General features: G+C 60.5%; 24 protein-coding genes. 1 reads left to right on the top strand and 23 read right to left on the bottom strand.

Annotation, left to right across the window (positions count from 1 at the left end; genetic code table 11):
• Window positions 1-249: 249 nt before the first annotated feature.
• The 3 genes from AAA069_RS05685 to AAA069_RS05695 form a co-directional block, all read right to left on the bottom strand.
• Window positions 250-1,650: a phosphoglucomutase/phosphomannomutase family protein gene (locus AAA069_RS05685; protein WP_347479838.1), complete on the bottom strand. Its 1,401-nt coding sequence runs from the start codon at window positions 1,648-1,650 to the stop codon at window positions 250-252.
• A gap of 157 nt (window positions 1,651-1,807) precedes the next feature.
• A complete protein-coding gene (locus AAA069_RS05690) occupies window positions 1,808-2,701 on the bottom strand; it encodes a homocysteine S-methyltransferase family protein (RefSeq protein WP_349127792.1) in 894 nt (297 codons plus the stop codon).
• A gap of 10 nt (window positions 2,702-2,711) precedes the next feature.
• Window positions 2,712-3,134, bottom strand: coding sequence for a metal-dependent transcriptional regulator (locus tag AAA069_RS05695; protein WP_040359600.1), 423 nt, complete (start codon window positions 3,132-3,134; stop codon window positions 2,712-2,714).
• 120 nt (window positions 3,135-3,254) lie between these two features.
• Here AAA069_RS05695 and pepT point away from each other — a divergent pair, with 120 nt between their 5' ends.
• Window positions 3,255-4,502 carry a peptidase T gene (pepT, locus tag AAA069_RS05700; RefSeq protein ID WP_349127793.1) on the top strand — a complete coding sequence of 416 codons (1,248 nt, stop codon included), beginning with the start codon at window positions 3,255-3,257 and terminating at the stop codon, window positions 4,500-4,502.
• A 253-nt stretch (window positions 4,503-4,755) separates the two neighbouring features.
• Here pepT and AAA069_RS05705 read toward each other — a convergent pair whose 3' ends face one another.
• From AAA069_RS05705 to AAA069_RS05800, 20 genes are all read right to left on the bottom strand, one after another.
• Complete coding sequence (locus tag AAA069_RS05705) at window positions 4,756-5,991, bottom strand: LCP family protein (protein ID WP_006235722.1); 1,236 nt, start codon at window positions 5,989-5,991, stop codon at window positions 4,756-4,758.
• Window positions 5,992-6,003: 12 nt separating this feature from the next.
• Window positions 6,004-7,287 (bottom strand): UDP-N-acetylglucosamine 1-carboxyvinyltransferase, encoded by a 1,284-nt coding sequence (murA, locus tag AAA069_RS05710; protein WP_035138796.1) that lies wholly within the window; start codon window positions 7,285-7,287, stop codon window positions 6,004-6,006.
• A gap of 88 nt (window positions 7,288-7,375) precedes the next feature.
• On the bottom strand, window positions 7,376-7,768 hold the full coding sequence (gene atpC / locus AAA069_RS05715) for an ATP synthase F1 subunit epsilon (RefSeq protein ID WP_006235718.1): 393 nt from the start codon (window positions 7,766-7,768) through the stop codon (window positions 7,376-7,378).
• A gap of 3 nt (window positions 7,769-7,771) precedes the next feature.
• Entirely contained in the window at window positions 7,772-9,226 is a 1,455-nt protein-coding gene (gene atpD / locus AAA069_RS05720) for a F0F1 ATP synthase subunit beta (protein ID WP_006235717.1), read from the bottom strand.
• Complete coding sequence (atpG, locus tag AAA069_RS05725) at window positions 9,226-10,134, bottom strand: ATP synthase F1 subunit gamma (RefSeq protein WP_006235716.1); 909 nt, start codon at window positions 10,132-10,134, stop codon at window positions 9,226-9,228. The genes atpD and atpG overlap by 1 nt, the downstream gene beginning before the upstream one ends.
• Before the next feature lie 5 nt (window positions 10,135-10,139).
• Entirely contained in the window at window positions 10,140-11,738 is a 1,599-nt protein-coding gene (gene atpA, locus AAA069_RS05730; RefSeq protein WP_349127794.1) for a F0F1 ATP synthase subunit alpha, read from the bottom strand.
• Window positions 11,738-12,214 (bottom strand): F0F1 ATP synthase subunit delta, encoded by a 477-nt coding sequence (locus tag AAA069_RS05735; protein ID WP_035138792.1) that lies wholly within the window; start codon window positions 12,212-12,214, stop codon window positions 11,738-11,740. The genes atpA and AAA069_RS05735 overlap by 1 nt, the downstream gene beginning before the upstream one ends.
• A complete protein-coding gene (gene atpF / locus AAA069_RS05740) occupies window positions 12,204-12,806 on the bottom strand; it encodes a F0F1 ATP synthase subunit B (RefSeq protein ID WP_006235712.1) in 603 nt (200 codons plus the stop codon). Before atpF ends, AAA069_RS05735 begins: the two co-directional genes overlap by 11 nt.
• A 15-nt stretch (window positions 12,807-12,821) precedes the next feature.
• The gene (locus AAA069_RS05745; RefSeq protein ID WP_022094262.1) at window positions 12,822-13,016 is read right to left on the bottom strand and encodes an ATP synthase subunit C; all 195 of its coding nucleotides are present in this window, start codon (window positions 13,014-13,016) and stop codon (window positions 12,822-12,824) included.
• A gap of 124 nt (window positions 13,017-13,140) precedes the next feature.
• Window positions 13,141-13,944 carry a F0F1 ATP synthase subunit A gene (gene atpB, locus AAA069_RS05750; protein WP_022094263.1) on the bottom strand — a complete coding sequence of 268 codons (804 nt, stop codon included), beginning with the start codon at window positions 13,942-13,944 and terminating at the stop codon, window positions 13,141-13,143.
• Window positions 13,945-13,947: 3 nt separating this feature from the next.
• Window positions 13,948-14,259, bottom strand: coding sequence for a hypothetical protein (locus AAA069_RS05755; protein WP_035138788.1), 312 nt, complete (start codon window positions 14,257-14,259; stop codon window positions 13,948-13,950).
• Window positions 14,260-14,542: 283 nt separating this feature from the next.
• Window positions 14,543-15,190, bottom strand: coding sequence for a uracil phosphoribosyltransferase (gene upp, locus AAA069_RS05760; RefSeq protein WP_117746943.1), 648 nt, complete (start codon window positions 15,188-15,190; stop codon window positions 14,543-14,545).
• Between the two features lie 123 nt (window positions 15,191-15,313).
• Window positions 15,314-16,855 (bottom strand): glycerol kinase GlpK, encoded by a 1,542-nt coding sequence (gene glpK / locus AAA069_RS05765; protein WP_217750679.1) that lies wholly within the window; start codon window positions 16,853-16,855, stop codon window positions 15,314-15,316.
• 13 nt (window positions 16,856-16,868) lie between these two features.
• Complete coding sequence (locus AAA069_RS05770; protein ID WP_195521259.1) at window positions 16,869-17,612, bottom strand: L-threonylcarbamoyladenylate synthase; 744 nt, start codon at window positions 17,610-17,612, stop codon at window positions 16,869-16,871.
• A gap of 134 nt (window positions 17,613-17,746) precedes the next feature.
• On the bottom strand, window positions 17,747-18,238 hold the full coding sequence (locus tag AAA069_RS05775; protein ID WP_147356408.1) for a type II toxin-antitoxin system HicB family antitoxin: 492 nt from the start codon (window positions 18,236-18,238) through the stop codon (window positions 17,747-17,749).
• A gap of 220 nt (window positions 18,239-18,458) precedes the next feature.
• The gene (locus tag AAA069_RS05780; RefSeq protein WP_349127795.1) at window positions 18,459-19,709 is read right to left on the bottom strand and encodes a HemK/PrmC family methyltransferase; all 1,251 of its coding nucleotides are present in this window, start codon (window positions 19,707-19,709) and stop codon (window positions 18,459-18,461) included.
• Between the two features lie 672 nt (window positions 19,710-20,381).
• Entirely contained in the window at window positions 20,382-21,449 is a 1,068-nt protein-coding gene (prfA, locus tag AAA069_RS05785) for a peptide chain release factor 1 (protein WP_035138783.1), read from the bottom strand.
• A 228-nt stretch (window positions 21,450-21,677) separates the two neighbouring features.
• Entirely contained in the window at window positions 21,678-23,105 is a 1,428-nt protein-coding gene (locus tag AAA069_RS05790) for a M20/M25/M40 family metallo-hydrolase (protein WP_349127796.1), read from the bottom strand.
• Between the two features lie 72 nt (window positions 23,106-23,177).
• Window positions 23,178-23,963, bottom strand: a complete 786-nt coding sequence (locus AAA069_RS05795) for an amino acid ABC transporter ATP-binding protein (RefSeq protein WP_349127797.1) — start codon at window positions 23,961-23,963, stop codon at window positions 23,178-23,180.
• Window positions 23,964-23,985: 22 nt separating this feature from the next.
• Window positions 23,986-25,134: an amino acid ABC transporter permease gene (locus AAA069_RS05800; RefSeq protein WP_349127798.1), complete on the bottom strand. Its 1,149-nt coding sequence runs from the start codon at window positions 25,132-25,134 to the stop codon at window positions 23,986-23,988.
• Window positions 25,135-25,142: the final 8 nt, after the last annotated feature.

The raw sequence follows: 25,142 nt of genomic DNA on the forward strand, positions 1-25,142 counted from the left end.
CGATGTCTGCCCGGATGCGACACAACTGGTGTGTCCATCCTCGCAGTATCCGGTTCTCAAGGTGCACGCTTTGCGGCTCATCCGGTTCCACCGGGCCGCGCGGCAAGGAGATATATTGCCAGACCGGAGGGGCCCCGTGGGCGGGAATCTGGGCGTACACATTTCCTACACATCTTGGAATCCGACTAACGTTTGCCAGCCGTTACCTACCGCTCGCCGAGCATCTCTTTATATAAGGCAGTCTCATGGTTAAAGCGGATACGTCCCCCTAGCTAAAGCACAGCCAGCATCGAGCAACTCATCACGTTCTTCCACCGAGAACCCCTCGGCGTAGACGCGCACCACTGGTTCGGTCCCGCTAGGACGGACCAGCAGCCACGTGTCATCCTCGAATGCCAAACGCAAGCCATCCATATGACTAACGTTTTGCGGCACCTTGCCACAAATCGACTTGGGGTTTACGCCCGGCAGCAGGGTTCGTAACGTTTCGGCATCTTCGGCCTCAAGGCGCAAATCGCGTCGACCGTAACTCGTCTTACCAAAACTGTCCTCGAGTTGGTCGACCAGAACGCCCAAAGGCGCGTCCGTCTTTGCCATAAGCTCACACAGAATCAGACAGGCGAGGATTCCATCGCGCTCGGGCATATGCGCGGCGATGCCGATACCACCGGCTTCTTCGCCGCCCATGAGGACGCCGCCCTTCTTCATCTCTGCCGCTATATATTTGAAACCGACTGGTTTGACGGTCACGCGGCAGCCAAGCGCCTCGGCAATGCGACGCACGAGCGTCGAGCATGAAAGATTGACGACGACGCGCCCCTCCAAATTACGAAATTGAACCAAGTCGCCCAAAACGAGCGCCATGATCTGATGCGGATGTATATATCTGCCGCGCTCGTCAACCGCGCCGATACGGTCGGCGTCGCCGTCGGTCACCAGGCCAGCGCAAGCTCCGTCCTCGATAACCGTGCGCTCGCAAGCGTCCACCCACGGTTCAACGGGGTCGGGGCAGATATCTTCTTGGTCAGACGCCTGCCCGGCGTGAATCTCGTGCACCTCAACGCCAAGCTCGCGCAGCAAGTCGGCTAGATAGCCCTGGGCTGCGCCGCCCATGGGATCGACAACCACGCGCAGGTGCGCGGCGCGGATGGCTTCGGCATCGACAAACGATGCCACCGCCTGCATATAGTCAGGAATGATATCCGCGGTGCGATATTGCCCCTCGATCCCCATTGGCTCGGGAGCCATAGTCTCTTCGAGCTCTTCGATGACATCCTGGTTGGCGGTCGAGCCGTCACCCATGCGAATCTTGAGGCACAGATAGCCCTGCGGATGATGGGACCCCGTCACCATGAGCGCGCCGCACGCTTCACCGTCATAAGCCGCCGCCCACGTAAGGGCAGGGGTCGGGACAGGTCGCGAAGCGAGCACGGCGTCTAGCCCGTGCGCTGCTAGCACGCCCGCCGCAAGCTCAGCGAACTCGCGCGCCAGGGGCCGGGTGTCGAACCCTATATATACCGTTTTGCCCGGATTGGTCTTTTGCCACAACTCGCCGACGGCATCGGCGATACGGGCAACGTTATCGGCAGTGAAGTCCTCATCGACGCGAGCGCGCCAACCGTCAGTTCCAAAATGAATTATCGCGCACACGCGCAGACACCTCACAGTGTTTGGATCATGGTACGCATGGGGTATACCCGCAACATGCACTCGGCAACCTGCCGGCACCAGCATTCACCATTTGGGCAAATGCTGCCGAGGACATGCAAGCAATAAAAAAACCGCCCCGTATGGAGCGGTTTGCCCTTTATATATCGAGCGCCTCGGCCATCGCGGCCGTAGTGATTGCCGTGGTTCCACAGCAACTGCCCACCATTGCGGCACCGGCATGTCTCCATTCGATGCATGCGCGCGCGAAAGCTTCGGGGTTCTCGTGCCATACGGGGCCATCCTGAGTCTGGACCGGATCGCCTACGTTGGGACGCACCGTGACGGGAGTAGTCGCCGATGCAACCATCCTGGGCACCGCCGCGTTCGCGGCCGCAAGCGAACAGCAATTAACACCAACCGAGTTTGCGCCGTGTTTTTCGGCGTACAAAACGGCTGCCTCGATGTTGAGGCCATCGCCCAACAGGTCGCCTTTATCGTCAACGACAAAACTCACCAGAACAGGCATGCCATCGGCGGCATCTCGGGCGCCGGCAAGCATGGGCTGCAGATTACGGATAGACGTCACCGTCTCGATCAGTAGACCGTCAACGCCGGCGTTGAGCAAGGCGTGCGCCTGTTCGCGCGCAATGCCTCGGATTTCACGATACTCGGCAGAGTTCTCGGCAAACCACTCAATACCGATCGGGCCCATCGAGCCCAGCAGCAGCTGAGGGTGCGCCTGGCGGGCATCGTCGACGGCCCCGCGATTGACCTCCGCCACGGACGGCGCAATCTGGTCGTGCTTGAGGGCATAGCTCGATGCCTGAAAGGTATTGGTAATGAGCACCTGCGCGCCGGCGGCGACATACAAGCGATGGATACGAGAAACGGTCTGCGGCTCTGCCAGATTCCAAAACGCCGGTGGAATGTCGGCGGCATCGTACTCACTCAACAAAACACTGCCCATGGGGCCCTGCGCCAACAAGGTCTCGCTCGACAAGCGGCGCGTAAGTTCCTCGGCACCAAAGCGGTTGTAATAACTCGTATCCATATATATCCCGTTATTCCTCGACGCTGATTCCCTGCTTTTCGAGATAGGCGAGCCAGCGGCTCATCGTGTCCTCGGATAGCGCATGCTCCATCATGCAGGCCTCGGAATCGGCTCGCTCAAATTCGACACCGAGCTCCTGAACCAAAAACGTGCGGATGAGGCGATGACGGTACCAGATAGCCGTACCAACCTCGCGGCCGCGATCGGTCAGGATCACCTTGCCGTAGTGCGATTGCTCGACAAGCTCGGATGCCTTGAGCGCCGAAACCGCTTTATTGACCGATGCCTTGGAGACGCCAAGGCGCTGCGCGATGTCGACCGATCGCACGCCGTTGGTTTCCCCCTCTTCGCTTTCAATGCGAACCATGCACTCCAAGTAGTCTTCGTTCGCCACCGTCAGATGTAGTTCGCGCGAGCTATTTGTCGTATCCATGATCTTCCGTCCCTTCTGCATTCAATGGCTGATTCTACCCCATCCAAGCGTCGTGGTATGCCGTGGCATACCGTGCTAGAGTTCTTGTTGCACACGACGACCAAGATTGGAGCGGTCTTTATGGAAAACACCACCACGAGCCCCGATGTCCTCGAACGCTTTTTGCGCTACGTCCAGATCAACACGCAGTCCGAGGATGCAAACTGTGACCAGGTACCCTCGAGCGCCGTTCAGTTTGACCTTGCCAACGTGCTGGCTGAAGAGCTGCGCGAGCTTGGTGCGAAAGATGCCCACGTGACCGAGCACGCCTATGTCTGCGCGCATATCCCCGCAAGTGCGGGCGCTGAGGACAAGCCCGCCCTGGGCCTGATCGCCCATCTCGACACCACCGAAGTTGCACCGGGTGCCGGCGTGAAGCCGCACATCGTACACTACGAAGGCGGCGACCTGGTCTGCGGCACGGTTGACGGTAAGCCCGTTGCCATGAGCACCGCCAAGCTTCCCGCCCTGAACGACCTCGCGGGTGAGGACCTGGTCTGCAGCGATGGCACCACGCTGCTGGGCGCGGACGACAAGGCAGGCGTCGCCGAGATCATGTCGCTTGTCGCGCGTATCGCTCAGGATCCCTCCCTGCCCCATCCCGCACTCGGCATTTGCTTCTGCCCTGACGAGGAGATCGGTCACGGAGCCGAGCTGTTGGATATCGATACCTTTGGCTGCAAGTACGCCTACACGGTCGACGGCGGCCCCATCGGCGAGCTGGAGTGGGAGTGCTTTAACGCCGCCGAGGCGACCGTCCGCTTTGAGGGCCAGTCCATCCACCCGGGCGACGCCAAGGGCCGTATGATCAACGCAGGCAATCTGTTCTGCGACTTCAACGCGTTGCTCCCCTACGTGCAGCGCCCGGAGTATACGGAAGGCTACGAGGGCTTTTATCACCTTGAGGGTGTATCTGCGACCGTCGATCACGCCACAGCGCGCTATATCGTCCGCGACCATGACGCCGCCAAGTTCCAGCAGAAACTCGACCTTATTGATGCCGCCGCCTCGATGCTCAACCAGCGTCTGGGTGAGGAGCGCGTGACGGTCGAGATTAGGCAGCAGTATCGAAATATGGCCGAGATCGTTCGTGACTATCCCGAGCTTATTGATGTTGCCAAGGAAGCCTACCTTGCCTGCGGCGTTGAGCCCCAAGTGCTGCCGATTCGCGGCGGCACCGACGGCGCTCAGCTGTCGTTCCGCGGTCTGCCCTGCCCCAACCTTTCCACCGGCGGCTATTGCTACCACGGCGTCAACGAGTTCGTCCCGGTCAGTTCGCTCATCAAGATGACCGACGTGCTCCAGGAGCTCGTCGCCCGCTTTGCATAGGGAACTCGAACAATCTAGGTAAGCAAAACCGCCCCGTCCTCAAAACCGAGAACGGGGCGGTTTTTGGTGCAAGGGGAGTAGTCAGCACCGCAGGTTGAGCCAACGTCAGCGAGCGATGTCCAAGGCGAACAAGTTGGCATGAAAAAGGCAGGGCATTGACCTTCTGGTCATGCCCTGCCTTTTGAATGACAAATTGTCGCCTTGGGCGGCGCGCAGCGTCGAGCCGTTACGGCGTTTGGTAAAACGCCGTAACTTAGTAGTTGGCCTCGTAGCCGTTGCCGTCGCCGGTGGGCTCTTCGTAGTAGTCCGAATCGCTCGAATCGCTTGAGTCATCGGAATCGTCAGAGCTGACCGATGAGGTTGCGGTACCGTTTGCGTAGTCGTCGGACGTGTTGTTGTTCAGGTCGCCGATCGTAGAGCTGGAACCGTCGGAAAGACCCATGGTGTTGGGACCCTTGGGATCCTTGCCGGCATCGACGCGCTCCATCATTTCCTTGAGCTCGTCCTCGTAGACAAAGACGTAGCTCACACCGTCGATCATGGTGCTGTCGTCGGCGTACGAGGGCAGGTTGGCCGAGTAGATACCGTCGACATCCATACCGCGCATGGCGTTGACCGTAGCCACGATATCCTGAACGCTCATATCGGTTACGAGCATATCGGACAGCGAATTAACCAGGCCAAAAATCTTCGTGGCATCGAAGTTATTGAGAATCTGGTTGGCAAGGGCGCCAAGCACCTGACGCTGGTGGCGCATGCGTGTGTAATCGCCGTCGGCATAGGTGTAGCGGCAGCGGGCATAGGTAAGGGCGGTGGCACCGTCCATATGCTGCTGGCCAGCGGTAATCTTAATATCCAGGTGCTCGGGGTCGTCAACATCATCGGTTGCGTTAATGTCGATACCGCCAACCGAATCAATCAGCGCCTGCATACCGTCGAAGCTGACCTCGGCATAGTGGGAAATCTGAACACCGCACAGCTCGTTGACCGCCTCGACCATGGCCTCGGCGCCGCCAACGGTATGGCAGGCGTTGATCTTCATGGTCTCGCCCTTGTACTCGACCTTGGTGTCGCGCGGAACGGAAATGAGCGTCGCCTGCTTTTGCGTGGGGTCGATGCGTGCCAGGATAATCGAGTCGGCACGATACGTATCCTCGCCCGGACGGCCGTCGGTGCCAAGAAGCAGCACGTAGAACGGATCCTTTGCCTCATCGGTGTCAACCAGAACCCGACGCAGATTGTCGGTAATGACATTAGAATCGCCGAGCTTGCCCATAATGGTGGCAAACCACAGGCCGGCAGCGGTAGTGGCACTCAGCAGCACACCAAGCACGACAATGAGCGCGACGTGACGAATCGTGTGGCTACGACGACGTTGACGAGCGCGCTCGGAATAGCGAGCCACGTTATCGCGACTGTAGATCTTGGCCTGCGCACCAGTTGAGGGTCTTCGGGCGGTGGTATCCGCGAGGGGCTTTTTATTAAACATAGGCAACCTGTATTAGTAGATGACGGGATCGGGGACGGTAGCATGCTCGACATGCGCGCCGAGCGCCTGCAGCTTTTCGACAAACTGCTCGTAGCCGCGCTTGATATGATGGATAGCCGAAACCTCGGTCGTCCCGTCGGCGATCAAGCCCGCTACGACGAGGGCCGCTCCGCCACGCAGATCGGGCGAGGTAACCTGTGCACCCGAGAAACCCTTGACGCCATGAATCATGGCATGATGGCTCTCGATACGAATGTCGGCACCCATGCGCACCAGCTCAGAGGCAAACATAAAGCGATTCTCGAAGATGTTCTCGGTAATAACGGAACTGCCGTCGGCGAGAGCGGAGAGCACCATAATCTGCGCCTGCATGTCCGTCGGGAAGCCGGGGAACGGAAGCGTTTGGATGTCGACCGGCTTGATACGCTCGGCACGGTTCACATGGACGCCATCCTCGACGCGCTCGCAGTCGATACCCATGAGCTCCATCTTCTTGAGCACCATGCCCAAGTGAATGGGGCAAAAGCCCGTGACATCGACACCACGATCGTCGGCCATCAACGCACCGGCAACGATAAAGGTACCGGCCTCGATGCGGTCGCCCACTACGCGATGGGTAACAGGATGCAGTTCTTCCACGCCCTCGATGGTCACGACAGGCGTACCGGCGCCAACAATCTTGGCGCCCATCTCGTTGAGCATGTTGGCGAGATCGACGATCTCGGGCTCGCGGGCGGCATTGTCGATAACCGTGGTGCCCTGCGCGCGCACGGATGCCATGATGAGGTTCTCGGTCGCACCGACGCTGGCGAACTCGAGCGTAACGGTGGTACCGCGCAGACCTTGGGGCGCATTAGCGTTGATGTAGCCGTGGGCGGTATCGAACTCTACGCCCAGGGCCTCGAGACCAAGAATGTGCATATCGATCTTGCGAGCACCCAGGTTGCAGCCGCCCGGCATGGCGATCTTGGCGCGATGGAAGCGGCCCAGCAGGGGTCCCATCACGGCGGTGGAAGCACGCATCTTGGCGACGAGCTCGTAGGGGGCCTCCCAAGAATCGACCTGAGAGGTATCAATCTCGAGCGTGTGCTCGTCGAGAACATCGATCGTAGCGCCCATGCCCTTGAGCACCTTGCCCATCACGTGGACATCGGAAATATCGGGCACGTTCTGCAGCGTCGTCTTGCCCGGCGCCAGAAGCGTTGCCGCCATGAGTTTGAGTGCGGAGTTCTTGGCGCCCGAAACGGGCACGGAGCCTCCGATGGCGTGGCCACCCTCAACGCGGATAATATCCAAGGTCTACCCTTTCAAAAAGCATGCCCGGGATGGCTGAGCCATCCCGGGCATGATGTGTTCGCAAATGGTCGAACGCTAAATCGTTTGACTATTGGGCAAGCTTGAGCTTACACCATGCGATTTCATTATAGAGGTAGGCGCGGCGTGCATCATCCTCCGACAAATTACCCAGCTTCTCTTCAAAACCTTGAATATCAGCTTTAAGCTTGTCGGCATCGACGGTCGCCAAATCGCAAGCGCGCTCGGCGAGAACGGTCACGACATCGTCCGCAACCTGGGCATAGCCGCCGGCCACGGCAAACGTGTGGTCGACAGTGCCCATGGCCTTATCGGAAACGCGAACGTAACCGCGGTCGATCGTGCAGATCTCGCTGGAGTGAGCAGGCAGAACGCCAAACTCGCCATCCGTGGACGGAATCGACACAAACGCAGCGTCGCCCTCATAGGCGCAGCTCACGGGGCACACGATGCGGATACGCATAACCTACTTCTCCCCCATCTTGCGGGCGCGCTCGCGCACGTCCTCAATCGTGGAAGCATAGCGGAAAGCCTGCTCGGGCAGGTCATCGGCCTTGCCGTCGACAATCTCGGCGAAGGAGCGGACGGTATCCTCGACGCGGACGTAGACACCGGGGTTGCCGGTGAACTTCTCGGCAACGTGGAAGGACTGGGAGAGGAACTGCTGGATCTTACGGGCACGGTTGACCGTAAGGCGCTGCTCCTCGGACAGCTCGTCCATACCCAGAATGGCGATGATGTCCTGAAGGTCGGAGTACTCCTGCAGGAGCTCCTGGACCTTGACGGCGACACGGTAGTGCTCCTCGCCGACGATCGAGGGATCGAGAGCGTCGGAGGAAGACGCGAGCGGGTCGATAGCCGGGAACAGGCCGAGCGACGAAATGCTACGCGAAAGAACCGTGGTGGCGTCGAGGTGCGTAAACGTCGTGGCAGGCGCCGGGTCGGTCAGGTCGTCTGCGGGGACGTAGACAGCCTGGACGGAGGTAATGGAGCCCGTCTTGGTCGAGGTAATGCGCTCCTGGAGGTCGCCCATCTCGGTTGCCAGCGTGGGCTGGTAACCAACGGCGGACGGCATACGGCCCAGCAGTGCGGAAACCTCGGAACCTGCCTGGGAGAAGCGGAAGATGTTGTCGATGAACAGCAGAACGTCCTGGCCACGATCACGGAAATACTCAGCGGTGGTAAGGCCGGCCAGACCGATGCGCAGACGCGCTCCGGGCGGCTCGTTCATCTGACCATAGACCAAGCAGGTCTTGTCGATAACGCCAGACTCGCTCATCTCGAGGAACAGGTCGGTGCCCTCGCGGGTACGCTCGCCGACGCCGGTGAACACCGAAGTGCCGCCGTGCTCCTGGGCGAGGTTGTTGATGAGCTCCTGAATCAAAACGGTCTTGCCGACGCCGGCGCCGCCGAACAGACCCGTTTTGCCGCCACGGATGTAGGGCTCGAGCAGGTCAACGGCCTTGATGCCGGTCTCGAAGATCTCGGTCTTGGTGGTGAGCTCGTCGAAACGGGGCGCTGCATGGTGGATGGGGTAGAACTCCTCCACCTCGGGCATGGGCTTGCCGTCGACGGGCTTGCCCATGACGTTCCAAATACGGCCGAGCGTCTTGGGGCCAACGGGCATCTTCATGGGCTCACCGGTATCGGTGGCGATGAGGCCGCGCTGCAGGCCGTCGGTCGAGGACATGGCGACCGTGCGGACGACGCCGCCCGGAAGCTGACTCTCGACCTCGAGGATCGTGCTCAGATGACCGATCGGGGTCTCGGCCTCGACCGTGAGCGCGTTGTAGATCGGGGGCACCGCGCCGTCAAACTTGACGTCGACGACAGGGCCGATGATTCGCACGATGCGACCATCACCGGCAGTCGTCTTCTTGGTGGCTTCCTCGACCGCAAGCTTTACGGTGTTATTAGCCATTACTGTTCCTCCAATGCTGAGGCTCCGCCGACGATCTCGTTAATCTCGGTCGTGATCGAAGCCTGGCGCACGCGACTATACGTGCGGGTAAGGGTCGAGATGATCGCGGTGGCGTTTTCCGTCGCGGAGTGCATGGCCTTGCGGCGTGCACCCTGCTCGGCAGCCGCCGAATCGATCAGGGCCTGGTAGATGACCGTCAGGATATAAGACGGCACAAGCTTGCCGAGAACATGCTCGGGAGAGGGCACGAACTCGAACGTGGACGAGATGCGCTTAGGGGCGTCGGTCTCGTTCTTACGCGGACCGTGGGCCATAGCGATCATCTCGGGGTCGAGCGGCAACAGATGCTCGACGCGAAGCTCCTGATCCACGCGGTTCTTGGCGTGGTGGTAGACAAGCTCGACGCGGTCAAGCTCACCGGCACGATACGCATCGCAGATATGAGAGGAGATCATGCGGGCCTGATTGAAATCGGGCTCAGAGGAGTTGCCCTCAAAGTGCATGACGACGTTTGCGCGGTCACGGAAATACGTGGCCGGCTTACGCCCGCACGCGATGATCTCGCACTCGATGCCGTCGTTCGCCCAAGAAGCGGCGAGCTTTTCGGCCGTGCGCTCCACCGTCGTATTGAAACCGCCGGCAAGGCCGCGGTCCGAGGCAATAACGACAATCAGGCCATGCTTGACGCTCTCATGCTTCTGCAGCATGGGATCGGTGCCCGAACAGGAGGCGTCGCCGGCGACCGTCAACATGACGTCGGTCAGCGCCTCCTTATAGGGCTCGGCCTGCTTGGAGCGATCGAGAGCACGACGGATCTTGGCCGTAGAGACCATCTCCATCGTGCGCGTGATCTGCTTGGTCGTGGTAACCGAGGAGATTCGCTTCTTAATGTCGCGAAGGTTGGCCATGGGGCTTAGTTCTCCTCTGATCCAGAAACATCCGAATGGTGCTTGGCCATGAACTGCTGCTTGAAGTCGCCGATGACGCGCAAAAGCTCAACCTTGGTGTCATCATCGATCTTCTTGGCGCGAACCTTGTCGAGCAGCGAGCCAAAGCCATTGTCCATGTACTCGATAAGCTCGGCACGGAAGGGCAGCACGTCGGAGATTTCCAGGTCATCCAGGAAGCCCTCGTTGCCAGCGAACAGCGTAACGATCTGCTCGCCAACCTCGAACGGCTTGTAGCGCGGCTGCTTCAGGAGCTCGGTCATGCGGGCACCATGGGTCAGCTGCTTCTGAGTAGCCTCGTCGAGGTCGGAGCCGAACTGGGTAAAGCCAGCGAGCTCCTGATAGGAAGCGAGGTCCAGACGGAGGTTGCCGGCGACCTGCTTCATGGCCTTGGTCTGCGCATCGCCACCGACGCGGGACACGGAGATGCCCACGTCGACTGCCGGGCGCTGACCCTGGAAGAAGAGCTCGGACTGCAGGTAAATCTGACCATCGGTAATGGAAATGACGTTGGTCGGAATGTAGGCCGAGACGTCGCCGTCCTGGGTCTCGATGATCGGCAGTGCCGTCATGGAGCCGTAACCGTTCTTCTTGGACATCTTGACGGCACGCTCGAGCAGACGAGAGTGCAGGTAGAAGATGTCGCCAGGATAGGCCTCGCGTCCGGGCGGACGATGCAGCGTCAGCGACATCTGACGGTAGGCCACAGCCTGCTTGGACAGGTCGTCGTAGATGACGAGCACGTGGCCGCCGGGGTTGGTCTCGCTGGCGGGCTTACCGTCCTCGCCGTTGTACATGAAGAACTCGCCGATAGCGGCACCGGCCATAGGCGCGATGTACTGCATAGGGGCGGAATCGGCAGCGGTGGCCGAAACGATGATGGTGTAGTCGAGCGCACCGTGCTGAGCGAGGGTCTCGCGGATGTTGGCAACCGTGGAGGCCTTCTGGCCGATGGCGACATAGATGCAGACCATGCCCTTGCCGCGCTGGTTGAGGATAGCGTCGATGGCGATGGCGGTCTTACCGGTCTTACGGTCGCCGATGATGAGCTCACGCTGACCGCGGCCAATAGGCACCATGGAGTCGATAGCGAGCAGACCGGTCTGAACCGGCTCGCACACCGGGGTACGATCGATGACGCCGGGAGCCTTGAACTCGATGGGGCGACGGTGCGTGGCGACGATGTCGCCCAGGCCGTCGATGGGCTGGCCGAGCGGATTGACGACGCGGCCGAGCATGGCACGGCTCACGGGGATATCCATAATGCGGCCAGTGGTGCGGCACTCGTCGCCTTCCTTGATGGAGTCGACGGCACCAAACAGAACGGCGCCGACCTCGTCACGGTCAAGGTTCTGGGCAAGGCCGAAGACGGTCTCACCGGTATCGGAGCTCTTGAACTCCAGAAGCTCGCCTGCCATGGCGCTCTTGAGGCCGGAGACGCGCGCGATGCCGTCGCCTACCTCGTCGACCGTTGAAACCTCATGCGTATCGACCGTCGCGGAGAGGCTCGTGAGCTGCTCCTGCAGTTTCTTGGCGATATCCTGGGCATTGAGGGTTTCGGACATTAGGCTTCACCTCCGTACGAATTAGCAGAGTTTGCGAGGGTCTCCTGCGCGATGCGCAGCTGCGTCTTGACGGAAATGTCACGACGCTCGCCGCGGGCCTCGAGCACCAGGCCGCCCACGATAGACGGGTCGACCTGCTCGATAAGGAATACCTTGCGGCCGAAGTCCTGCTCGCATTTCTTAGTGATGGTTTGACGCAGCTCGTCGTCGAGCGGGATCGCCGTGGTGACGGTCACGCCCACTACATCCTCGTCTTCCTCGGCAACATACTTAAAGGCAGCTGCCACCTTGGGAAGAAGGTCGAGCTGGTCGCGCTTGGACATGGTGTCGAGCACGGCGATGATCTCGGGGCTGGCAGAGGCCAGGCGCTCGACCATCTCGAGGTCCTCGAACACATGGTTCTCGGCCTTGGCGGCTTCCAAAAGGGAACGCGCGTAGGTCTCGAGCACCTTGTCCTGATAGCGGCTAGTCGGCATTCAGGCTACCTGCTTCCTGGATGTAGCGCTCGATGAGCTTCTTCTGCTCGGCATCGTCCTCGAGTGCCTCGCCCACGATCTTGGTGGCGACGGCAACGGACAGGTCGGCGATGGAGCTCGCGGCACCGGCGTAGATGGACTTGCGCTCGTCCTCGACGGTCGTATGGGCCTTGGCGATGATCTCCTCGGCCTCCTTGTGAGCAGCCTCGATGATACGGGCACGCTCGGACTCGGCGTCCTTACGGGCCTCGAGAACGATGTCGGCAGCCTGACGACGGGCGTCGGTGACGATCGAGTCGGACTCAGCGCGCTTGGCGATAGCCTCCTGCTTGGTCTTCTCGGCCTCGTCGAGGCTCTCCTCGATCTTCTTGCCGCGCTCCTCCATGGTTTTCATGATGCCCGGCAGGGCGACCTTGGCCAGCACGATCCAGATAATCAGGAAGGCGATAAGCGCCGGGATGAACTCCGCCATCTTAGGGATGAGGATGTCCGCACCGGCGGCGCCGTCCTCGGCGAACGCGGAAACCGGCATGAGCAGCGCGGCCGCGGACGCGGAGAGTGCGATCGCGCTCTTCTGGGATGAAAGATTCATACTTGACGCTCCGTGCTATTTAACGATCAGCGCGACAACGAAGCCGATCAGAGCCAGAGCCTCGCCGAAGGCGGAGCCCATGATGAAGACGGTGAACACGCGGCCCTGGACCTCAGGCTGACGGGCCATAGCACCCGTAGCACCCAGAGCAGACAGGCCGATAGCAAGACCAGCGCCGATAACACCAAGACCGTAACCGATAACTCCCACGATTCCTCCTTTGTCGTGCGTGTCTTATTTCACGCAGGATAACCTTTTTATAACTGCCGGGCTCCATGGGTACGGGCACCGGCGGTTTAACGAATTGCCTTACCATTAAGGCGCGAGCGGAAGACTACTCCTCCTCCGCGACCTCCTCTGCCTCGGAGACATACACGGCGGTAAGGACCGTGAAGACGTAAGCCTGGATGGCGCCGACCACAAGCTCGATCGCATAGATCAGGATGAGGATGGCAAGCCAGGCCAGCGAAGGCAGGGCGCCGACGGCGTGGGCCGCGGAAACCTGCTGAAGCAGCGGCTGCATGAACATGCTCGCCATGATGGCGAACGAGCCCATGACCACGTGTCCTGCGAACATGTTGCAGAACAGACGGACGGCAAGCGTGATGAGGCGCAGGAAGGTCGAGAAAAGCTCGACGACCCACACGAGCACGTTCATCGGGAAGCTCACGCCCTGCGGGGCGAGGCTCTTGATGTAGCCGATCACGCCGTGAGCCTTGCATCCGTAGTAGATGAAGTACACGAAGGCGAAGATGGCGAGCGCGGCGGTGGAGCCGATTGCACCGGTGCCGGGCTTCATTCCCGGGATCAGGCCGATCATGTTATTGATCAGGATGAACAGGAAAAGCGAGCACAGGAACGGGAAGTGCTTCTTCCAGTTCTCACCCACGACGCCCTTGCCGATATCGTTCTCGACGTACTCGATGATGTACTCGAAACCGTTGACGAAGAAGCCCTTGGGGACCAGGGTCTGCTTCTTCTTGAACACGGCCAGGACGATCAGGAGCACGATCGTGGAGACGATCAGCCAAAACGAGTACTGCGTGATGCCGCAGCTCAGATCGCCCACGACAGGGGTGGAGCTGAACTCGCTGACCAGATGATTAATCTCATCAGGCAGCTTTTCAAAAATTTCCACGACTTACCTTTCGACCTCATGAGGATCTCGTAGCGCCTTGGCGACGCGAACCGCGCAGGCGGCCATAAAGGCCACGAAGCCGATCGCCTCGCCCAGGAGGAACATGCGAAATGCCTCTCCGAACAACACAAACACAACCAAGGTAAAGACGAGCAGAGCGATTGCCGAGACCGCCAGACTCACCATACCCTTGAGCATGTCCGCATTCTGCTTATCGTCAAGAACCGGCTTGAGCGTAAAGACAAAGGGAAGGAAGGCAATCGCGCCCGCGATGGCACCTGCAACGATAGCGAGCAGATCGGCTATCTGAAACACTGGCGTCCTCACTTTCCTTTTTTATCGCCTCACAGGACAGTTCCCGCCAAACATTGGTGACTATTGTACGAGCCAATCGCTAAAGTACAACCGAAAAAGCATCGGTTAATACGCACCTGTTCGTTTTCTTAAGACCTTCTTTATGCCGCAGGTACGGTAATACGTTTTTCTCGAACCCTGCGGGGCAAAACGTCCATTAACTAAAGGTGCGCACAGGCGTCTTCTACTTGCCCGCGCGCACCATTTCTTCCTATTTGCAGCCGCGGCCGTCTTAGCCCAGCGACTAGAGCGTGCCGTAGATGCGATCGCCGGCGTCGCCCAGGCCGGGAACGATGTAGGCAGCCTCGTTGAGATGGTCGTCGATAGCACAGGTATAGATATGCACATCTGGGTCCTTCTCGGTCAGCGACTTGAGGCCCTCGGGGGCAGCGACGATGCACAGCATGCGGATGTCCTTGACACCGCGCTCGCGCAGGTAGCTGATGGCCATCTCGGCCGAACCGCCCGTGGCGAGCATGGGGTCGACGACCAGGCAGATGCGCTGGTCGATATCCTTGGGCATCTTGCAGTAATACTCGTGCGGCTCGTGGGTAACCTCGTCGCGCTCCATACCGATGTGGCCCACGCGAGCGGAGGGTACCAAGTCGAGGATGCCATCGACCATGCCAAGGCCTGCACGCAGAATGGGAACGATGGCGAGCTTTTTGCCGGCGAGCTGCTTAAACGTTGCGGTGGTGATGGGGGTCTCGACTTCGACGTCTTCCATGGGCAGGTCGCGCATGGCCTCGTAGCCGTCAAAAAGTGCGAGTTCGCGCACGAGCTGGCGGAACTGGTTGGTGCCGGTGTTTTTGTCGCGCAGAATCGACAGCTTATGCTGGACGAGCGGGTGATCGACAAGGGTCACACGGGACGTATCGTAGGTGACGGTCATGGGTTGATTGCCCCTTTCGTTGCGGCCGGAAGATGGCCTTGCTGACAAGGCGCATGGCGATGTTGTTGCCGCGCGCCGTGCATAAGTTTAGCGGTTTGTTGTATCGAGCAGCCCATCGCAGCCCTACTGTGCGGTACTGAGCGAGCGCTTGACTGCATCACGCCAGCCCGCAAGGTTTTGCTCGCGACGCTCGGCGGACATATGGGGAAGGAAGGTCCTAACGATCTGGGCATTTTGCTCCAGCTCTTCAAGGTCTTCCCAATAGCCGACAGCAAGACCCGCCAAGTACGCGGCACCGATTGCCGTGGTCTCCACCGTCTCGCATTGCAGCACGGGGATATCCAGCAGGTCGGCCTGGAATTGCATGATGAACTCGTTGCGTGAGGCGCCGCCATCGACGGACAGGCGCTCAATCGAAAGTCCCACGTCCTGCTCCATGGCGCGCAGCACGTCATAACTCTGGTAGGCCATGGACTCGCAGGCCGCACGCACAATGGTCGCGCGACTCGAGGCACCGGTCAGGCCGCACACGATACCGCGGGCACGCGGGTCCCACCAGGGAGCGCCCAGGCCAGCGAAGGCGGGGACGAAGTAGCAGCCCTCGTTGTCGTTGATCGAAGCGGCGAGTTGCGCGGACTCGCTCACACTCGAGATGATGCCCATGTTGTTGCGCAGCCAGTTCATGGTTGAGCCGGCGGCAAAGATAGAACCCTCGAGCGCATAGCTGATCTTGCCGTCCGCGGCGATACCGATCGTGGAGACCAGACCGTTCTTGGATTCGACGACCTCGTCGCCGGTGTTCATGAGCATAAAGCAACCCGTGCCATAGGTGTTTTTGGTCTGGCCGGGATGGAAGCAGCAGTGGCCGAACAGCGACGCCTGCTGATCGCCCGCCACGCCCATGATGGGCGGCATGTTGGTCATGATGTCGCTCGCGACGCGGCCGTAGTCGCCCGAGCTCCAACGAACCTCGGGCATCATGGAACGTGGAACGTCAAAGAGCGCCAGCAGGTCGTCGTCCCAATCGAGCGTATGGATATTAAAGAGCGCCGTGCGGCTGGCATTGGTGTAGTCGGTGGCAAAGACCTGACTGCCGGTGAGGTTGTAGATGAGCCAGGTATCGATGGTGCCGAACATGAGGTCGCCCGCCGCCGCGCTCTCACGCGCACCGTCGACGTTGTCGAGGATCCACTGCACCTTGGAAGCCGAGAAATACGGATCGAGCGTGAGTCCCGTGCGGGAGCGCACCAGCTCTTCTGCGCCCCGCTCGACCAGCTCGTCGATCAGAGGTGCGGTGCGACGGCATTGCCACACGATGGCGTTATAGATGGGTTGGCCGCTTATGCGGTCCCACACCACCGTGGTCTCGCGCTGGTTGGAGATACCGATGGCGGCGATGCGGTCAGAATGGATGCCGCTCTTAAACTGGACCTCCATCATCACGCCGATCTGGCTGGCAAGCACCTCCATGGGGTCTTGCTCTATCCAACCGGGACGCGGGAAGCTGGTTTTGACGCTACGACGTGCCTGCGCGACGATGCAGCCGTACTCGTCGACGATGGTCGCAAGTACCGAGGTGGTGCCGCAGTCGAGCGCCATGATGTAGGAACCGCCAAAGTTAAACGAGGCATCTTCCATGCCCAGGCTGCCCAGATTCAACGACATCGCTTACACCTTTCTATTGCATCGGGTCGGACAGGACCCGTTCGATCTCTGATGCGGGAAGTGCGCCTTGGCGCAGGATCTGGAGCCCGCCGTGCTGGAACGACACGATGGTCGAGGCGTCGCGACACGGGGTCTCGCCGGCGTCGACGGCAACATCGACCCCCTCCAGGATGCGCTCCTCCACCGTGACAAAACTTGCCGGCGCGGGCGCGCCATGCGTGTTGGCGCTGGTGCAGGCAAGAGGGCTGCCGCAGGCGCGGATGAGCGCTTGCACCACTGGCGAGGCCGAAGCGCGAAGTGCCACCGTGTCGTCGGCGGCGCGCATAAAGGTCGGCACGCAGGGGGCCGCCTTGACCACGATAGTCAGGGCTCCCGGCCAGCATCGTCGCGCGAGTACGCGAGCCTCTTCGGGGATATCCACGCCATAGCGGTCGAGTGCTTCGGCATTATCAACCAGCCAGGCGACCGTTTGGGTGAGCTTGCGCTGCTTGAGGGTAAAGATGCGGCGGTAGCCGGTACCGAGCGCAGGGACCGCGGCGCCATTGACGACAGCCTGCGGATCGCGCGGCCACGATGGGAATTCGCTTGTATCTTGGGGTACGGCGTCCGAGAAGGCGTTGACTGCCACGGCGACACCGTAGACGGTCTCGGTCGGGATCAAGGCCAGGCCGCCGCAGCCGAGCACCTCGGCCGTGCGCTCGACGGCGAGCCGATGCGGCTCGCGCGTTCCCTCGTATACCCGATAGACCGTCTGCATGTGTATGCCAGCCCCTTACGCTCTGGTGAAAGTTTGTTTACTGAGGGGCATTCTCGCACGAAACATTCAGCCTATTTGCCCAGAGCGCATGTTGGTTTGGTGAGCGGCTCTAGTAGTCGGTGAAAGTGAGGGGGTTATTGGACTGCGACGAACTTCTTTGGCCTGCCGGCGTGGCATCTTTGGGCGGCGTAGCGCTCGATGCTGTCTATCGTTATCATCCGACGGCCGTCGACGAGTTCAACATCGAGTTTTCCGGCTTTGACCAGCGCGGTAATCCGCGGAGCGGAGACTTTGAGGTCCAGCGCTGCATCTTTAAATGTTCGGCACGCCGCTTCCCGAGCGTCCTCGTGGTCGATTTCGACTGAAAGGGCCACGACCTCGGCCGAGCGTTCGTACCCTGCCGGAGTCAAACCGTTGTTGAGGTCGTCGGCCAAAAACGCCATCAGCGCCTCGGTGGCATGGGTAATCGCTTCTTCGCGCGTATCGCCATCGGCAAAGGCGCCGGGAAGCTGCGGGAAGCTGGCGCAGTAACCGTCGTCTTCTTTTATGAGAACGCAGTCATAGGTAAATCGCTGCCTCATTTTGCCTCCAACTACCATCCAGCTTGGCGACGAATACTTGCCCACGTGCCCTTCTTTGGTCGATCACCACCAGAGCCGTTCACGGTGACAACACGATCGCCAGAAACATACTTAGCATGACTACCGACTTGCGCGACCTTCACGAATCCATCGTGCTTGAGTAGGGCAATGATTTCCCGAAAGGTAGGAGGTTGCATGGGCCGACCTCTTTCAGCCGTCCTAATTATAAACTACTTTATAATTTTTGCTAACCAGTTAATGAATATTACTGGCGCTGTTTGGGCTCGGTGACGATGGCTCGGACGATGCGGGGGCGATCGGTGAGGTCGCGGACGATGCGCACGTCCGAGAGACCCGCCTGGCGGCAGAGCTCGGCGGCGGCGTCGAGGGCACCCTCGTAGAGCTCGCAGGCAAACAGGCCGCCGGCGCGCAGCATGTAAGGCGCCGCATTGAGCAGGCGGCGGAAGATATCGAGGCCGTCGGCGCCGCCCTCAAGCGCCAGGTCGGGCTCGAAGTCCTTGACCTCGTGCGGCAGTGAGCGCATGACGTCGGTCGGAATGTAGGGCGGATTGGAGACAAGCACATCAAAGGTGCCCCACTCTTCGCGGGGAATGGAACTCACCAGGTTGGTGAGGCTAAAGGCGACCTCATCGGATGTGAGACCGAGGGCGTCGCGGTTTTTGGTGGCCAGATCGATAGCGCGCGGCTCGATATCGGTGGCGGTGCAGGTAACGTGGCCGCGGCGCTCCCAGGCAAGGGAGAGCGAGATGCAGCCCGTGCCGCAGCCGACCTCGAGAACGCGGGCGATGCGGGGCTCGGCTGGGGCAGGCGAAGCGGCATCCTGAGCTGAAGCCGTCTCCTGGTCGGCACCCTCGATGGCGATGCCGTATTCGTCGAGCTCGGACTCGGCGGCTTCCGTGGCTTCGGCTTCTGCTGCCTGCGCGGCGGCTTCCTCGGCCTCGCGATCGGCCAGTTCCTCGGCATAGGCACGGCTGCCCAGTACGTCGCCGCCTAGCGCCGCCTCATCGGCAGCCGTCAGGTTAGCGGCACGACGCTCGGCGGTCGCGCGTTCGTCTGCCAGCGCGGCCTCGGCTTTGCGTGCCTCCTCGACCTCATCGTTCCAAGGCAGCTCAACACGCTGACGGGCAGCGGCTTCGGGGCTCAGCACCTCGGCATCCAGATAATTGAGGACTTCCTCGACGAGCATCTCGGTTTCGGGGCGCGGAATGAGCACACCGGGGGCGCACGCGACGTCGATCATGCGAAACTGCGTGCTGCCGGTGATGTACTGTAGCGGCTCGCCTTTGGCGCGACGAACGACGGCCGCATGCATGGTCTCGAGCTGGGCCGCGTTAAGCGTCTCGTCCATACGCATATATAGGTCAATGCGCGCCAGGCCCGTAGCTGCGCACAGCAGCCACTCGGCAGAAAGACGGGGGCGCTCCTCGCCGCGCTCGGCCAGGTACTCCTTGGTCCACTCAAGACAACGCTTGATGGTCCAGATCTCGTTTGCCATGGGGCCCTCCCCTCTTAAGCGCCGGACGGCGCGCGAATGTCGGAGCAGATTGTACGCGAGGCCAGCGCTTGGCAAGGGGCGATTGCAGGCGATTATCGAGAATCAGCCCAGATTTTTTGTTTGCCCCCGTCCAAAGTGTTCATTCGCCGACGTTCATATCAGCATCCGTCAAGCTTTTGGCAAGGTTGCCCCCAACCTGACCAATATCTAACCAAACGCTTGCCACATCACTTGACGCGCGACGCGTCAAAAATCGCCCCTCGACTTCTTGGACGATTTTTCGAGCAATATTATCAATAGCAGATGAAGGCTGTTAATTACTTTGAGCAGGTAGGCAGCTTAATTTCTAACAAAGCAGATTAAATAAACTCGAAAAGTAATTTACCCAACCTAGTCATTTAAGAACGTCCCCAATGACTAAAATGCCATCACAGCCGACTGAATAAAATATCAAGGCAATGTCCCCAATGACTCCCTACGGATCATTTGACAACCAAGAAAACGCCGATGTTTTGGCAATGCCAGCGAGCGACGTCCAGAGCGAACAAGTTGGCATGAAAAAGGCAAGGCATAGACCTTCTGGTCATGCCTTGCCTTTTGAATGACAAATTGTCGCTCTGGGCGGCGCGCAGCGTCGAGCCGTTACGCGGTTTGGCAAAACCGCGTAACCCACTACACAGCCTGCGCCAGCTTCTCGGCTCGCTCGGCGGCGGCGAGTGCCTCGATCACGGTGCCGAGCTGATCGCCCAGAAGGACGCCGTTGTAGGTGGAGTTGAAGCCGATGCGGTGATCGGTCACGCGGTCCTGGGGCTGGTTGTAGGTACGGATCTTCTCGGAACGGTTGCCATGGCCGATCTGGCTCTGGCGCTCGGCACCGAGCTCGGCCTGCTGCTTCTCGAGCTCCATCTCGTACAGACGGGCACGCAGCATCTGCATGCAGACCTCGCGGTTCTGGATCTGGGAGCGCTGCTCCTGCGACTGCACCACGGTGTTGGTGGGCAGGTGGGTAATGCGCACGGCGGAGTAGGTGGTGTTAACGCACTGACCGCCAGGGCCGGAGGCGCAGTAGGTGTCGATGCGCAGGTCGGACTGGTTGATCTGGACGTCGATCTCCTCGGCCTCGGGAAGCACGGCGACGGTAGCCGTGGAGGTCTGAATGCGGCCCTGGGACTCGGTCTTGGGGACGCGCTGGACGCGGTGCACGCCGGACTCGTACTTCATGACGGAGTAGACGCGGTCGCCCTCGACCTTGAACTCAATGGACTTAAAGCCACCGGCCTCGCTGGGGCTAGAGTCGAGCACGGTAGTCTTCCAGCCGCGCGACTCGCAAAAGCGCTGATACATCTTGTACAGGTCGCCGGCGAAGATGGCCGCCTCGTCGCCACCGGCGGCGGAGCGGATCTCGACGATGGTGTTCTTGTCGTCGTTGGGGTCGCTCGGGATGAGCATGTACTTGATGTCTTCCTCGAGCTGGGGAAGCTTGGCCTCGTTTTCGGAGATGTCCATCTGGAGCATCTCCTTCTCATCGGCATCGGTGGTATCGTGCAGCATTTCCTTGGCAGCCTCGATGTCATCGAGCGCGCCGATGTACTCGCGCGAGGCGGCGATGAGGTCGGACTGGTGCGCGTATTCCTTGTTGAGACGCGTGAACTCCTTGATATCGGAGGCGACGGCCGGGTCGGAAAGCTTCTTCTCGAGCTCCTCGTAGGCCTTGATGATCTTTTCGAGCTTGTCGCGCATGACGGACTCCTTTATATGCGTGAAGGTGAAAATCGGCAGAATTGATGGGGCGCGGGGCGCCGCTGCGGGGGTAAGCCCGGCTAGAACATGTCGATCCTCAGATACATGCGCATCCCTTCGCGTATGGGGTACATAGTTGCGGTCTAACCCATACATGATAGCGTGCGCAGGCAAACCTGCATATAACCCGCACGGAATCCGACAAAGGGACAGTCCCTTTGTTGGATTCTAGAGCGTGTGGAGCAGAGCGATGAAAAAGCGGACACCCTGAAGGTAGACTCGGCGGGTAATGCGCTCGTTGGTGCCGTGGACGCCTCGGTCGCACTCGTCATCGTCGACCACAAAGGCCGAGAAACGAATGCACTCAGGGCAAATGCGCTGATAGTTGGCAGCGTCGGTCGCGCCGATCACGGTCGAGGGGACGATGCTGACAGGAGCCCCGCCCGTCGCACTCGGTCCGTTTTCCTCCGTCCCCTTTGGATCACGGAAATAGCGGGCGGCGATGGCGCGAACGGCCTCGAGCCCCGGTCCACCGACACGCGGAGACGGCGAAGGCTCGGAGCTGCCGGGGCCCAGCTCCACTTCGACACAACCGGCAAGGTCCGCCCCGGCAACCGCCTCACGGCAGCGCGCCACAACGTCGACCACGCTCGTACCCTCGAGCATGCGGAAGTTAATGTTGGCCCACATATCCTGCGGCATTACGTTGGCGCCGGTGCTGCCACCCTCGATCTGCGTGGGCGCGCAGGTGGTCGTCACCAGCGGATAGAGCTTTTTGCTGGCGAGGCAATCGCGGACAATGGCATCCCCGTTGGCGGCAATTTCATCGGCCGTGTAGAGCCCCAACTCGACGAGTTGAGCGGCAAGCAAGTCGGTCACGCGCGTCGGCCACTCGATATCGCAGATTGCGGTGATGGCACGGCTGAGCACCTCGAGCGATGTGCCGCCGTAGGGGTTGGACGAATGCCCGCCCTCACTCTTCGTCTTGAGTATGATATCGGCGTAACCCTTCTCCGCGAGGTCGGCATGCATAAGCCAGCCCTCGCCCGCGCCATACTCGGCAGCCGAAACAATACGGTAGTCACCCTCGTCGATCAGATATTCAAGTTCAACGCCACGCTCCTCGAGCACACGACCGATCGCCCCCGCGCCGTACTGCGTGGTTTCCTCGTCCTGGCCAAAGGCGAGCAGCAGGGTACGCTTGTGCTCCCAGCCGTGCGCGAGCGCATACTCAACCGCCTCGAGAATGCCTGCGACCTGGTCTTTCATATCGATGGCGCCGCGACCCCAAATGTAGGTGTCGTCCACATGTCCGCTAAAGGGGGCATGCGTCCAGTCAGCCTCGGTGCCGGGTACCACGGGAACCACGTCCATGTGGCCCATGAGCATAATGGGCTTGAGGGCAGGGTCGGAACCGCCAAGCGTCACCAATAGCGAATGGTCGATAAGCTCGACCTTACCCGCCGTAAATACGTGCGGCCAAGCCTGCTGCATATACGCGCGCAGGTCGTCGAACGGCTGCCAGTCCACCGCCTCGGCATCCATACTCGAGATGGTCGGAAACGACAGCACGCGACCCAAGCGCTCGCACGCGCCAGCCTCGTCTATATCGGCAAAATCATCCTCATGCGCAAAGAAGCGCCAAACCTCGGCCATGACATCCTTTCGATTGTGATGACGAGGGCCGCCCCACCGGAGCGGCCCTGCCACATAAGCGTTTGCGGTCGGTTATTTGTCCTCGAGATAACGCGAGAGGAACTCGCGAGTGCGCTGGTGCTTGGGGTTGCCGAAGAGCTCGGCCGGCGCGGCGTCCTCGAGCACCACGCCCTTGTCCATAAAGACCACGCGGTCGGACACCGTGCGGGCAAAAGCCATCTCGTGCGTGACGACGACCATGGTCATGCCTGCGGCAGCGAGCTTGCGCATGACCTCGAGCACTTCTCCCACGATCTCGGGGTCGAGCGCGGAGGTCGGCTCGTCGAACAGCATGATCTGCGGATTCATGCACAGGGCGCGGGCGATGGCCACGCGCTGCTTTTGGCCGCCGGACAGGCGACCCACGGCGGCGTGCGCGAACTTTTCGAGCCCCACACTCGTCAAATGCTCCATCGCGACCTTCTCGGCCTCGGCCTTGCTCATCTTTTTGAGCGTGACGGGCGCAAGCGTGCAGTTGTCGAGCACGTCCATGTTGTTGAACAGGTTAAAGTCCTGGAACACCATGCCGATGTCCTCGCGGAGTTTATTGATATTGCAGCGCTCGGCCGTAAGGTCCTGGCCGTGAAACCAGATGTGGCCCGCGTCCGGGGTCTCGAGCAGGTTGAGGCAGCGCAGGAAGGTCGACTTGCCCGAGCCCGAGGCGCCGATAATGGTGACAACCTCGCCGGGGTTAACGGACAGGTCGATGCCCTTGAGCACCTCGAGCGAGCCAAAGCTCTTGCGCAGGCCCTCGACGCGGATGAGCGGCTCATTGGTCTGTGCGGCGGCCGCGGTGCCGGTAGTGGCGATATCTGCCATGATGATTCTCCTCGTCTTGAGCCTAGTTGGAGCTGGGCAGCGTTGCCGGGGCCTCGGCGCCGAGCTTTTTGCCAAAGGCCTCGAGCAGGCGGCTCGCCACGAGCGTCAGGATCAGGTAAACCACGAGCGCCACGCAGTAGACCTCCATCTGGCGGTAGTACACGCCGGCGACGGTGGTGGTGGCGTACATGAGGTCGAACACGCCGATGACCGAAAGCACCGACGAGTCCTTGATGTTGATGATGAGCTCGTTGGTGAGTGCGGGGATCGCGTTTTTAATACCCTGGGGGAACACGACCTTGCGCATGGCCTGCCACTGCGACAGACCCAGCGAGCGCGCCGCCTCGGCCTGGCCGGGATCGATGGACTCGATGCCGCCGCGCAGGACCTCCATCATGTAGGCGGTGGAGTTGAGCGAGATAGTGACGAGGCCGGCGGTGAAGGTACTCCAAATCTGGTTGGCCTGGGCGGTCTCGAAGCCCATGCCGCGCAAAACGGTGAAGCCCGCGTAATAGATGAGTAGGCCCTGGACCATCATGGGCGTGCCGCGCACGATGGTAGAGTAGACGGTCGCAAAGCCGCGGCCAATGCTCTTAAAGAAGCGCACCAGGTCGTTGTCCACGCGATCGAAGGTCTGAATACGCAGGAACACAAAGAGCAGCGCCAGGAAGAATGCGATGACGGTGCCGAAGGTGGCAAGCGCGATGGTGATCTCGATACCGCGGATAAAGAAGTCCCCGCTCTTGTAGGTCATGTAGACCAGGCTCGACAAAAAGTCGCTAGGATTGGAATCCGAGACAATGCTCACCTGTACCAGGTCGATAAACGACATGACGCAGCGGTCCACGAAAAAGATCGCCGCGATGGCGACCACGACGTAGCTGCCCAGGCGCGCGCCGTGGCGGAAACGCTCGGATGCGAACGGCGACTTTTCGCGATAGTCGCTCCAGTGCATAAGCTTGGTGACGAGCGCCGCCGCCGACACGACAATCCAGGCCCAAAGAATCGCCCAAAGGCAATCCTGGAAGATGCCGGTGGGGGCCAAGAAGCTCAACGGCGTGGGGTTGCGTTGGCTAAACGCCAGGCCGAGCGCCGCGATGACGCTCGTGCCCAGGTACACATAACGGTGGTCGGCCTTGATAAAGGAGGCCAGACGATTGATGGTTTTCATGCTGCCTC

This window comes from Collinsella sp. CLA-SR-H006 (assembly GCF_040097075.1).
GTDB lineage: Bacteria > Actinomycetota > Coriobacteriia > Coriobacteriales > Coriobacteriaceae > Collinsella.

What these genes read in the sequence shown, in the direction of transcription:
- AAA069_RS05690 (WP_349127792.1), bottom strand. Translation starts at nt 2,701, where the DNA reads ATGGATACGAGTTATTACAACCGCTTTGGTGCCGAGGAACTTACGCGC.
- AAA069_RS05695 (WP_040359600.1), bottom strand. Translation starts at nt 3,134, where the DNA reads ATGGATACGACAAATAGCTCGCGCGAACTACATCTGACGGTGGCGAAC.
- pepT (WP_349127793.1), top strand. Translation starts at nt 3,255, where the DNA reads ATGGAAAACACCACCACGAGCCCCGATGTCCTCGAACGCTTTTTGCGC.
- AAA069_RS05705 (WP_006235722.1), bottom strand. Translation starts at nt 5,991, where the DNA reads ATGTTTAATAAAAAGCCCCTCGCGGATACCACCGCCCGAAGACCCTCA.
- atpC (WP_006235718.1), bottom strand. Translation starts at nt 7,768, where the DNA reads ATGCGTATCCGCATCGTGTGCCCCGTGAGCTGCGCCTATGAGGGCGAC.
- atpD (WP_006235717.1), bottom strand. Translation starts at nt 9,226, where the DNA reads ATGGCTAATAACACCGTAAAGCTTGCGGTCGAGGAAGCCACCAAGAAG.
- atpG (WP_006235716.1), bottom strand. Translation starts at nt 10,134, where the DNA reads ATGGCCAACCTTCGCGACATTAAGAAGCGAATCTCCTCGGTTACCACG.
- atpA (WP_349127794.1), bottom strand. Translation starts at nt 11,738, where the DNA reads ATGTCCGAAACCCTCAATGCCCAGGATATCGCCAAGAAACTGCAGGAG.
- AAA069_RS05735 (WP_035138792.1), bottom strand. Translation starts at nt 12,214, where the DNA reads ATGCCGACTAGCCGCTATCAGGACAAGGTGCTCGAGACCTACGCGCGT.
- atpF (WP_006235712.1), bottom strand. Translation starts at nt 12,806, where the DNA reads ATGAATCTTTCATCCCAGAAGAGCGCGATCGCACTCTCCGCGTCCGCG.
- upp (WP_117746943.1), bottom strand. Translation starts at nt 15,190, where the DNA reads ATGACCGTCACCTACGATACGTCCCGTGTGACCCTTGTCGATCACCCG.
- glpK (WP_217750679.1), bottom strand. Translation starts at nt 16,855, where the DNA reads ATGTCGTTGAATCTGGGCAGCCTGGGCATGGAAGATGCCTCGTTTAAC.
- AAA069_RS05770 (WP_195521259.1), bottom strand. Translation starts at nt 17,612, where the DNA reads ATGCAGACGGTCTATCGGGTATACGAGGGAACGCGCGAGCCGCATCGG.
- AAA069_RS05780 (WP_349127795.1), bottom strand. Translation starts at nt 19,709, where the DNA reads ATGGCAAACGAGATCTGGACCATCAAGCGTTGTCTTGAGTGGACCAAG.
- prfA (WP_035138783.1), bottom strand. Translation starts at nt 21,449, where the DNA reads ATGCGCGACAAGCTCGAAAAGATCATCAAGGCCTACGAGGAGCTCGAG.
- AAA069_RS05790 (WP_349127796.1), bottom strand. Translation starts at nt 23,105, where the DNA reads ATGGCCGAGGTTTGGCGCTTCTTTGCGCATGAGGATGATTTTGCCGAT.
- AAA069_RS05795 (WP_349127797.1), bottom strand. Translation starts at nt 23,963, where the DNA reads ATGGCAGATATCGCCACTACCGGCACCGCGGCCGCCGCACAGACCAAT.
- AAA069_RS05800 (WP_349127798.1), bottom strand. Translation starts at nt 25,134, where the DNA reads ATGAAAACCATCAATCGTCTGGCCTCCTTTATCAAGGCCGACCACCGT.